This is a genomic window from Streptosporangium oxazolinicum (genome assembly GCF_039537505.1).
Taxonomy (GTDB): Bacteria; Actinomycetota; Actinomycetes; order Streptosporangiales; family Streptosporangiaceae; genus Streptosporangium; species Streptosporangium oxazolinicum.
In genome coordinates, this window is the sequence record NZ_BAABAQ010000006.1 from 477,233 (window position 1) to 487,639 (window position 10,407).

The 10,407-nt window shown below is 70.3% G+C and carries 7 protein-coding genes; 5 read left to right on the forward strand and 2 right to left on the reverse strand.

Annotated elements, in window-relative coordinates; translation table 11 throughout:
• Nucleotides 1–4: 4 nt before the first annotated feature.
• From ABD817_RS19605 to ABD817_RS19625, 5 genes are all read left to right on the forward strand, one after another.
• Nucleotides 5–1,564 carry a cellulose binding domain-containing protein gene (locus ABD817_RS19605; protein WP_344919432.1) on the forward strand — a complete coding sequence of 520 codons (1,560 nt, stop codon included), beginning with the start codon at nt 5–7 and terminating at the stop codon, nt 1,562–1,564.
• 111 nt (nt 1,565–1,675) lie between these two features.
• Nucleotides 1,676–3,346 carry a carbohydrate binding domain-containing protein gene (locus ABD817_RS19610; RefSeq protein WP_344919433.1) on the forward strand — a complete coding sequence of 557 codons (1,671 nt, stop codon included), beginning with the start codon at nt 1,676–1,678 and terminating at the stop codon, nt 3,344–3,346.
• Nucleotides 3,343–5,376, forward strand: coding sequence for a carbohydrate binding domain-containing protein (locus ABD817_RS19615; RefSeq protein WP_344919434.1), 2,034 nt, complete (start codon nt 3,343–3,345; stop codon nt 5,374–5,376). Before ABD817_RS19610 ends, ABD817_RS19615 begins: the two co-directional genes overlap by 4 nt.
• Before the next feature lie 243 nt (nt 5,377–5,619).
• Nucleotides 5,620–7,008 (forward strand): hypothetical protein, encoded by a 1,389-nt coding sequence (locus tag ABD817_RS19620; RefSeq protein ID WP_344919435.1) that lies wholly within the window; start codon nt 5,620–5,622, stop codon nt 7,006–7,008.
• 125 nt (nt 7,009–7,133) lie between these two features.
• A complete protein-coding gene (locus ABD817_RS19625; protein WP_344919436.1) occupies nt 7,134–7,985 on the forward strand; it encodes a PhzF family phenazine biosynthesis protein in 852 nt (283 codons plus the stop codon).
• Nucleotides 7,986–8,051: 66 nt separating this feature from the next.
• Here the strand turns inward: ABD817_RS19625 and ABD817_RS19630 are convergent, their stop codons facing one another.
• Together ABD817_RS19630 and ABD817_RS19635 are read right to left on the reverse strand one after the other, a co-directional pair.
• The gene (locus tag ABD817_RS19630) at nt 8,052–8,810 is read right to left on the reverse strand and encodes a DUF6597 domain-containing transcriptional factor (RefSeq protein WP_344919437.1); all 759 of its coding nucleotides are present in this window, start codon (nt 8,808–8,810) and stop codon (nt 8,052–8,054) included.
• Nucleotides 8,811–8,814: 4 nt separating this feature from the next.
• Nucleotides 8,815–9,921, reverse strand: a complete 1,107-nt coding sequence (locus ABD817_RS19635) for an AI-2E family transporter (protein ID WP_344919438.1) — start codon at nt 9,919–9,921, stop codon at nt 8,815–8,817.
• Between the last annotated feature and the right edge of the window lie 486 nt (nt 9,922–10,407).

Here is a 10,407-nt window from a genome sequence, read left to right on the forward strand (position 1 = left end):
AGCCATGAGATTTCGACGAACGCTGACCGCGGTCCTGGCCGCGCTCGGCATGTCAGTCGGCCTGTCAACGGTCGCGACCCCCGCGTTCGCGGCGCCCCCCACCGCGGTGTTCACCAAGGTCTCCAACTGGGGCAGTGGTTTCGAGGGTAAGTACACGATCACCAATGGTGGTACGACGACCATCAACGGCTGGTCGGTGGCCTTCGACCTGCCCTCGGGGGCGAACATCGGGTCCTTCTGGGACGCGTCGATGAGCCGGAGCGGGCAGCGTTTCACCTTCACCAATGTCGGCTGGAACGGGACCCTGGCCCCTGGGGCGACCGCGAGTTTCGGTTTCAACGGCAGTCCGGGCAGCGCGACCCCGTCCAACTGCACGCTCAACGGCGCGGCCTGCGGCGGCGGAAGCACCCCGGGTACGCCGGGCGCACCCGGCACCCCCTCGGTCACCGGGACGAACAACTCCTCGATCTCCCTGTCGTGGGGGGCCTCCGGCGGCACGGTCACCGGTTACCGGGTCTATGAGGGGGCCACGCAGCGGGCTCAGGTGACCGGCACGAGCGCGACCATCGGTTCGCTGGGCACCTGCACCTCGCACACCTACACCGTGAAGGCGTACAACGCCCAGGGTGAGTCGGCCGCCAGCGGCGCGGTGAGCGCCACCACCACCGGCTGCACCAACCCGCAGCCGGGCGGCAAGATGCCCGGAGCCCCGTACCTCTACATGGGCTGGGGCAGCCCGCCCAACCCCGCGGCCGTGATGAACGCCACCGGCGTGAAGTCCTTCACCATGGCGTTCATCCTGTCCAGCGGCGGCTGCAACCCCGCCTGGGACGGCAACCGGCCGCTGACCGGCGGCGCCGACCAGACCGCGATCAACCAGATCAAGGCCGCGGGCGGCAGCGTGCAGATCTCCTTCGGCGGCTGGTCCGGCAACAAGCTCGGCCCGAACTGCTCCACCCCGGCCGCCTTCGCCGGAGCCGTGCAGCAGGTCATCAACGCCGTCGGCCCCGCGGTCGTCGACTTCGACATCGAGAACACCGACGAGTTCGAGAACTACACCGTCCAGGACCGCATCCTCAACGGCCTGAAGATCGTCAAGCAGAACAACCCGAACGTCAAGATCGCCGTCACCTTCGGCACCTCGACCACCGGGCCGACGGCTCCCGGCATCCGCCTGATCAACCAGGCCAAGGCGCTGGCCGTGCCGATCGACAACTACACGATCATGCCGTTCGACTTCGGCAGCTCCAACATCTACAACGACACCGTCAACGCCTCCGAGGGCCTGAAGAACGCGCTCAAGGCCGCGAACGGCTGGACCGACGCGCAGGCGTACGCCCGGATGGGCATCTCCGGCATGAACGGCCTGTCCGACCAGCAGGAGCTCACCACGGTGGCGGCCTGGACCCAGATCCGCGACTGGGCCAAGGCCAGGGGCCTGACCCGCTTCGCCTACTGGGCGGTCAACCGCGACCGGCCCTGCCCGGGGGGCGGCGTGACCTCCACCTGCAGCGGAATCGCCCAGAGCGACTGGGACTTCACCCGCGTCACCGCCGGCTTCTGACCCAAGCGGGCCTGAACAGCACGAACCAGCACAAAAAGGCGTGACCCGCACCCCGCCCGGGGTGCGGGCCGTGCCCCACGACCCTCCTAAGATCTTTGCGGGGTACACCGGATGCACCTCAGGAAACTTGCCGCGGCCGCCGTGCTGGCGCTCGGCGGGACGACGCTGGCCGCGACCCCGGCCCACGCGGCCAACATCGCGACGAACCCGGGCTTCGAGAACGGGCTGAGCGGGTGGACCTGCTCCGCCTCCTCGGGCGCCACGACCGTCTCCTCGCCCGTACACGGCGGGACCAGGGCCCTGCAGGCCACGCCCCAGGGCTCGGACCAGGCCCGCTGCCAGCAGACGGTGAGCGTCAGGCCGTCCTCGTCCTACTCGCTGTCGGCCTGGGTGCGCGGCGGCTACGTCTTCCTGGGGGTGAGCGGCACCGGCACCACCGACACCAGCACGTGGGCCTCGTCCCCGTCGGCCTACACCCAGCTGACGCGCGCCTTCACGACCGGCGCCTCGACCACCACCGTGACGATCTACACCAGCGGCTGGTACGGCCAGGGCGCCTACCAGGCCGACGACGTCGTCCTCGACGGCCCGCCCGGCACCGGTGTTCCCGGCGACACGACCCCGCCGACCGTACCGGGCAACCTCACCGTGGGCGGCCCGACCGCCACCTCGCTCACCCTCGGCTGGTCGGCCTCCACCGACAACTCCGGAAGCGTGGCCCGATACGAGGTCTCCCGCGACAACGGCGCGCCGGTCGCCACGGGCTCCGGCACCGGCCACACCGCGACCGGGCTGAACCCCGACACCGCCTACGGCTTCCGCGTCCGGGCCTGCGACGCCGCGGGCAACTGCTCCGCCTACACCGCCTCCGTGAGCGGCCGTACGAGCCGCGACACCGGCCCGCCCCCCGGCGGCGAGATCCGGTACGCCCCCTACATCGACATCACGATGCCCACGCCCTCCCTGGTGAGCGCGGCGGCGGCGACCGGGGTGAGGAACTACACCCTCGCCTTCGCCCTCGGCGACAGCAGCGGCTGCAACCCGGCCTGGGGCGGCACCATCCCGATCAACGACTCCCGGATCGTGAACGACGTCAGGGCGCTCCAGGCCCAGGGCGGCCAGGTCATCGTGGCGACCGGCGGCGCGATGGGACCGTACCTGGAGCACGTCTGCGGCACCTCCGCCGCGCTGGTCACCGCCTACAAGAAGGTCCTCGACACGGTCGGCACCAACCACCTCGACGTCGACGTCGAGGCGACCATCGACGCGGCCAAGGTCAACACCGCCCTCAAGCAGCTCCAGACCGAGCGCGGCACCGTGATCAGCTACACCCTGCGCATCCAGGGCCAGGACTACGGCGTCGACCCCTTCTCGCTGTCGATCCTCCAGGACGCCGCCGCCAGGGGCCTCAACGTCATCGTCAACCCGATGCTGATGAACTTCGGCTACACCGGCAACTGGGGCGACGCCATGATCGCCGCCGCGCAGGCGACCCTCGCCCAGATGCGGACCGTCTGGCCCGCCAAGACCGACGCCCAGCTCAGGAAACTGCTGGGCCTCACCCCGATGATCGGCAGGAACGACACCGGGATGACCACCACCCAGGCCGACGCCCGCAAGCTGCTCGCCTGGGCCAACACCAACCACGTCGGCTTCGTCGGCTTCTGGTCCAGCGCCCGCGACAACGGCGGCTGCCCGACCGGCCAGGTCTCACCGACCTGCAGCGGCATCTCCCAGTCGGCCTGGGAGTTCACCACCATCTTCAAGGGGTTCACCGGATGAGGTTCAGGAAACTCGCGGCGATCGCCGTACTGGCGCTCGGCGGGACGATGCTCGCCGCGTCGCCCGCCCACGCCGCCAACATCGCGGCCAACCCCGGCTTCGAGAGCGGACTGACCGGCTGGACCTGCACGGCGTCCTCCGGGGCCACGGCGGTGTCCTCGCCCGTACACGGAGGCACCAGGGCCCTGCAGGCCACCCCGGCCGGGAACGACACCGCCCGCTGCCAGCAGACGGTGAGCGTCAGGCCGTCTTCGGCCTACACCCTGTCGGCCTGGGTCAGAGGAGGCTACGTCTTCCTCGGCGCGACCGGCACCGGCGGGACCGACCCCAGCACGTGGACGTCCTCGCCGTCGTCCTACGCCCAGCTGTCGACCTCGTTCACCACCGGCGCCTCGACCACCTCGGTGACCATCTACGTCAACGGCTGGTACGGCCAGGGCGTCTACCAGGCCGACGACGTCGTCCTCGACGGAGCGCCGGGGCAGGGGCAGCCCCCCGCGGCGCCCACCGGGCTCACCGGCACCGGCAACGCCACCACCGCCTCGCTGAGCTGGAGCGCCTCCTCGGGCGCGACCGGTTACAACGTCTACCGCAACGGCACCAGGGTCGGCACCGCCACCGGGACCACCTTCTCCGAGACCCCCGGCACGGGCACCCACTCGTACCAGGTGAGCGCGACCAACGCCTCGGGCGAGTCGGCGCGGTCGGGCGCGGTCTCGGTGACGGTCGGCACCGGCCAGCCGCCGATCCCGGCCGTGCCGTCGGGGCTGGCCGCCACCGTCAGCGGCACGAGCGTCTCGCTGAGGTGGAACGCCTCCTCGGGCGCGACCGGCTACAACGTCTACCGCAACGGCACCAGGATCGGCACGCCTGCCGGAACCACCTACACCGACACTCCCGGGGCGGGGACGCACAGCTACCAGGTGAGCGCCGCCAACGCCGCGGGCGAGTCGGCGCGGTCCGGCGCGGTCTCCGCGACCGTCACCGGCACGCCACCCCCGGGCAACCTCCCGAAGCGGGTGCTGGTCGGTTACCTGCACGCCTCCTTCGCCAACGGCTCCGGCTACATCCGGATGGCGGACGTGCCCAACGAGTGGAACGTGATCAACCTGTCGTTCGGCGAGCCCACCTCGGTGACCTCCGGAGACATCCGCTTCACCCAGTGCCCGGTCGCCGAGTGCCCCAACGTCGAGTCCGAGGCCGAGTTCATCGCCGGGATCCGGGCCAAGCAGGCGCTCGGCAAGAAGGTGCTGATCTCGATCGGCGGCCAGAACGGCCAGGTCCAGCTGAGCACCGTCGCCGCGCGCGACAAGTTCGTCCAGTCGGTCGGCGCCATCATCGACAAGTACGGCCTCGACGGGCTGGACATCGACTTCGAGGGCCACTCCCTCTATCTCGACAACGGCGACACCAACCTGTCCGCCCCCACCACCCCGGTCATCGTCAACCTGATCTCCGCGCTCAAGACCCTCAAGGCCAGGTACGGCGCCAGGTTCGTGCTGACGATGGCCCCCGAGACGTTCTTCGTCCAGCTGGGCTACCAGTTCTACGGCCCCGGCCCCAACGGCTCCACCGACCGGCGGGCCGCCTCGTACCTCCCCGTCATCCACGCGATGCGCAACGACCTCACCCTGCTGCACGTCCAGGACTACAACTCCGGACCGATCATGGGGCTGGACAACCAGTACCACACCATGGGCGGCCACGACTTCCACGTCGCCATGACCGACATGCTGCTCGCGGGCTTCCCCATCGCGGGCAACCCGAACAACGTCTTCCCCGCCCTGCGCCAGGACCAGGTCGCGATCGGCCTGCCCGCCGCCCCGTTCGCGGGTAACGGTTTCACCACGGTCGCCGAGGTCCAGAAGGCCTTCGACTGCCTGGCCAAGGGGACCAACTGCGGGACGTACCGGCCGAGAGGCGTCTACCCGAACCTCCGCGGCCTGATGACCTGGTCGATCAACTGGGACAGGTACAACGCCTTCGAGTTCTCCCGCAACCACCGGGCCTATCTCGACGGCCTGGGCTGAAAGCCCCTCGCCGCCGGGGGAGACGGACTTCCGGCGGCGAGGTTCCCCCTTCCCGCGTCCATGGGTCTCCAGGACACGCGCGCCCCGTGTCCATGGGTTTTCCGGGCACGCGCGCCCGCCTCCCGAGACGGCCACCCGTCGTGACGGCCCGGATCCCGAAAGCCGGGAAAACTGGCAGAGTGGTCTCGGTTTGGAGATCCGGGTGGCTGGTTGGTCGCCAGGTCCGGCAGGCTAGGGGCCGTCATGGACTACGCAATTCTCACGGGGTTCGTCCTCGTTCTCGGTGTCGTGCTCGCCCTGGTCGCGCAGTGGAAGGGCTGGAGACCCTCACTGCTGGTCGTGCTGGGGGTCGGAATCGCCTTCCGGGTGCTCATCATGACCACCTCGGCGGTGGACACCTGGCAACCGGTCGACTTCATCAACAGCTTCAAGCCCGCCGGTGAGGCGGTCCTGAATCGCGAGGACCCCGTCCTGGGCAGTTCGGGAGGCTGGCACTTCCTGCCGACCATCCCCTACGTCTACGGCCTCCTGCTCTGGCTGGGCATCCCCTGGGAGATCGGCGGGCGCCTGGTCACCGTGGTCGCGGACATCGCGCTGATCCCGCTGGTCGGCAAGCTCGCCGGGGGGCCCAAGGCGTCGCTGCGCGCCTTCCAGTACGCCTGCAACCCGCTCGCCATCCTCGTCGCCTCCGTCCACGGCCAGGTCGAGCCGGTCGCCCTGGTCTTCGGCGTCGCCGCCTTCGTCGTCGCCCGAGGTCCCGGCGACCCCCACCGGCCGGGCATGACCACCAACCCGGTCGCGCTGGCACGGCAGAGCGTCGCCCTGCACGGCCTCGCCGGTGCCGTACGGCACGCCTTCGGTCCCGAGGGGGTGCTGCGCGGGGCGCTCACCCCGCGCGAGGGCGACCGGCAGTCCCTGCGCCGGGCCCTGTTCGCGGGACTGCTGATGGGACTGGCGCTGTGCGCCAAGAGCTGGCCGATCTGGCTCATCCCCGGCATGCTCCTGCTGCTGCCCACCTTCCGCGCCCGCGCCGTGGCGTTCGTGGCCACCGGCATCGCGCCGGTCTTCTTCCTGGTCACCCTGCCGATCTTCGCCGGGACCTCGCTGAGCCAGATCCCCGAGGTGATCCGGGTGATCCAGGACGTCCGCCCGATCGTCGGCCAGTGGGGCTGGACCGCCATCGGCATGCACGGCATCAACGACCTGCACCAGGGATTCGCCACGTTCGGCACCCGCCTGATCTACGTCACCATGCTGGTGACGGCCTTCCTGTGGCGGCGCGCCGACCCGATCGACCTCACCACGGCGCTGCTGCTCGCCTTCATGGTCACCACCCCCAGGCTCGGCGCGCAGTATCTCCTGTGGTTCATGCCGTTCCTGATCGCCCGTCCCACCCGCTTCGCGTGGCCCGCGATCATCGGCGTCTCCCTCTGGGCGGGGTACGGCTACCTCTACATGACCCAGTTCGACTCCGCCACCTGGCGAAGTCTCCACGTCTACTGGTCGCAGGCCTCCGTCGTGCTGCTGCCGATCCTGGCGCTCGCCATGCCCTGGGGACGCCGGGTCTCCCGCCCGCCCGCCGCGCCCTCCGAGGAGCAGCCGCCCTCGGCGCCCGTCCCCGCGTCCGCCTGAACCCCCGAGTCCTTCCTCGCATTCGCTTTCACCGGAACGTGCCCGCTCCCGGGCCCGCCCGACCCGTCACCGCCGCGTAACGGGGTACCGGCGGGGCCCGGGAGCTGCTGCTACATTCCGGTTCTGTGACGAGCACCGTGGAAATCCTGCGCTACACCGCCTTCACCCACGATCCCGAGGGAGGAAACCCCGCCGGGATCGTCCTCGACGCGGCCGGGCTCTCCGACGCGGAGATGCTGGCCGTCGCCGCCGAGGTCGGCTACTCCGAGACGGCTTTCGTGACCGCCCGCGACGACGAGCGGCGCGCCTTCCGGGTCCGGTATTTCGCCCCCTCGACGGAGGTGGCGTTCTGCGGGCACGCCACGATCGCCACCTCGGTGGCGCTGGCCGAACGCCTCGGAACCGGGCGTCTGGCCTTCGACACCAACGCGGGCGAGATCGTCGTCGACACCGAGGTCGTCGACGACACGCTCAGCGCCACGATTACCAGCGTTCCCACGCGTTCCCGGCCCGTCGCGGAGGACGCGCTGCGGGAGGCCCTCGCCGCCCTCGGCTGGTCCCGTGACGAGCTCGATCCGGCCTTCCCTCCGCACGTCGCGTTCGGCGGCGTCGAGCACCTCATGATCGCCGCCGCCTCGCGCGAACGCCTGGCCGACCTCGACTACGACTACGAGGGGCTGAAGGCGGTGATGACCCGCGAGGGCTGGACGACGGTGAACCTGTTCTGGCGGGAGAGTGACGAGCGGTTCCACGCCCGCGACCCGTTCCCGGTCGGGGGCGTCGTGGAGGACCCCGCCACCGGGGCCGCCGCCGCCGCTTTCGGCGGCTACCTGAGGGTCCTCGGCACCGGTTCCTCGGAGTTCACGGTCATCCAGGGGGTGGACATGGGACGGCCCAGCACGCTGAGGGTCTCGATCGCCTCCCCGGACGGCCGAAGCCGGGTGAGCGGCGGAGCGGTCGCGCTGGAGACCACCTGATCCCCGGCCGGAGGGACCGCTCGGCCCCTACCTGGAGTTCGGGTGCGGTGGCCCGCGCGGAGCCGGTCAGGCGGTCCCGCCGCCGGACCGATCGAGCAGCCGGCCCAGGGGCACCCCCGCCAGCCGCCGTACCTCGTTCGCCATGTGGGCCTGGTCGGCGTACCCGCTGAGCGCGGCGACCTCGGCCGCCGTGACGCCGCGCCTGGCCAGCCGCAGTGCCCGCTGGAACCTGACCACCCGCTGCAGCGTCTTCGGGCCGTACCCGAAGGCCCGCAGGGACCGGCGCAGGAGCTGCCGCTCGCCGACCCCCAGATCCCAGGCCACCTCCCTCACGCTCCGCCCCGCCCGCAGTGCTTCGGCGATCGCGGGCGCGGCCGGGTCGGGTCCGGGCGCCGCGCGCAGCCGTACGGCCAGAGCCCGCTGTACGGTCTCGGAGAGCGGCCCCGGCGGCCGGACCCCGGCCGTCCCGGTGGGCGGCTCCGGCGGGAGCAGCGCGGTGAGCGGTTCCAGGCCGGACAGTTCCGCGAGGGGTTCGAGGTCGGACAGCGGCACCCGCAGATCGCGCAGGCTGTCGAGCGGCACGCCGAACAGCTCGCCCGCCGCGCCGGGCCTGAACCGGATCCCGACGTAGCGGTCACCCGGCGCCATCCGGACGGGTTTCGGGCCCGTGTCGGGCCCCGCGACCTGTGCCCCCCTCGGGCCCCAGACCAGATCCACACAGCCGTCGGGCACGACCAGCTGCGTCGTGGCGGAGGTCGACTCGTTGACCCACAGGCAGGCCACCCGCCCGGCGATGCGGGGGCCCGGTGCCCACTCGCGATACATGACCTCAGGGTACGGGCGACGAGGTCCTGCCCCGGGCTCCGGCCGTTTTCCTCTCCGTCTCGGGGTGCCCGTCGTCGGGAACGTCCCCGGAGACGAGGGCGGCGGCCCAGCCGCCGTCGGGATCGCTGTCGATGAGCAGCGCGCGGGTCAGCAGGCTGAGCGGGATGGCGAGCAACGCGCCCAGCGGGCCGAGAAGGAACGTCCACAGGATGAGAGAGAGGAAGGTCACGGTGGTGGACAGGCCGACGGCGTCACCGAGGAACTTCGGCTGGATCAGCGACTGCACGACGAAATTGATGAGTATGTAGGCCGCGATCACGAAGAGCATGGTCTTGGGCCCGCCCTCCAGGAGGCCGAGCAGGGCGGGCGGGATCAGCCCCAGGACGAAGCCGACGTTGGGGATGTAGTTCGTGATCAGCGCGAGCACCCCCCAGAGGAGGGGGAGCGGTACGCCGAGCACCCAGAGCGCGGCCACGTCCAGCGCCGAGCAGATCAGCCCGAACCCCGTCGAGACCAGGAGGTAACGGCGGGTCTTGTGGGCGAAGTTGCCGAGCGCCTCGATGAGCAGGGGCCTGCGCGCCGCCCCCATGGCGAGGACCCTGGAGAAGGACTGCGCGTCCAGGCACATGGCCAGCAGCAGGACGATGACGAGGACCAGGCCGGAGAACGCGCCCAGCAGTCCCGAGACAAATCCCTGCGCGAGCGCGAAGATCTTGCCGGGGTCGAAGGAGTTGATCGCCTCGTTCATCTGCTGGGTGCCGATGCCGAGCCTGGCCGCCTGCCGCTGCGCCTCGGCGACGAGCTGGTTGAACTGCGCGTCGTAGGTGGGGGCGAGTGCCGCCATCTGCGCGACCGCGACGGTCAGGATCGCCACCATGCCCAGGAGCACCAGCAGCACGATCGTGAGAGGGACCGCCACCAGCGTCCACCCGGGGGCACCGCGCTTGCGAAGCCATGTTCTGACCGGGGAGACCGCCAGGACCAGGACGAGGGCGAGAAGCACCGGCCCGACGATCGACCCGATCTCCCTGACTCCTGCCAGGGTGACCACGGCCCCCGCGGCACAGAGGAGCACGACGAGCGCCCTGGGCAACACTCTTTGGTCCGTCATAGCGGACCCCTACCCAGTGGGTGAGAAACACGTCATGGCAGGGGGTGCTTCGATTTGACGGACCTCGGCGCCGTACATAGAGTTCACAGGCCCGAGGGGGTTGGTGGAGATCACCGGAGCCTCGGGACCCTCCTTCTGATCTTCTCCCTTCATCGGGACGCGTCCGGACGATTGGACAGCGGCCGGATGTTGGAGTAAGTTAGAGGGGTTGCCCTGGAAACGGGGCGTCGCAATCCTAGCGGGTTCGACGGGATCGAGTCGAGCGTCGGAGAGTCCGACAGTTTGACACGAAAACGACGCTCTCGATAAGATAGTGAATACGAACTGGAACGCCCCGGAGTTCTACCCGGCTGGTTGGCCGGGTCTGGGTGATGGTGTACGCGTCCGTTTCTTGAGAACTCAACAGTGTGTTAAAAGCCAGTGCATGAAGCACAACCCCGTCCTACCACCCTATCGGGGTGGGGGATGGATTCCTTTGGTTGATGA

Bases quoted from the DNA above. Each gene is read 5' to 3' on its own strand.
- ABD817_RS19605 (WP_344919432.1), top strand. From the start codon at position 5: ATGAGATTTCGACGAACGCTGACCGCGGTCCTGGCCGCGCTCGGCATG.
- ABD817_RS19610 (WP_344919433.1), top strand. From the start codon at position 1,676: ATGCACCTCAGGAAACTTGCCGCGGCCGCCGTGCTGGCGCTCGGCGGG.
- ABD817_RS19615 (WP_344919434.1), top strand. From the start codon at position 3,343: ATGAGGTTCAGGAAACTCGCGGCGATCGCCGTACTGGCGCTCGGCGGG.
- ABD817_RS19620 (WP_344919435.1), top strand. From the start codon at position 5,620: ATGGACTACGCAATTCTCACGGGGTTCGTCCTCGTTCTCGGTGTCGTG.
- ABD817_RS19630 (WP_344919437.1), bottom strand. From the start codon at position 8,810: ATGTATCGCGAGTGGGCACCGGGCCCCCGCATCGCCGGGCGGGTGGCC.
- ABD817_RS19635 (WP_344919438.1), bottom strand. From the start codon at position 9,921: ATGACGGACCAAAGAGTGTTGCCCAGGGCGCTCGTCGTGCTCCTCTGT.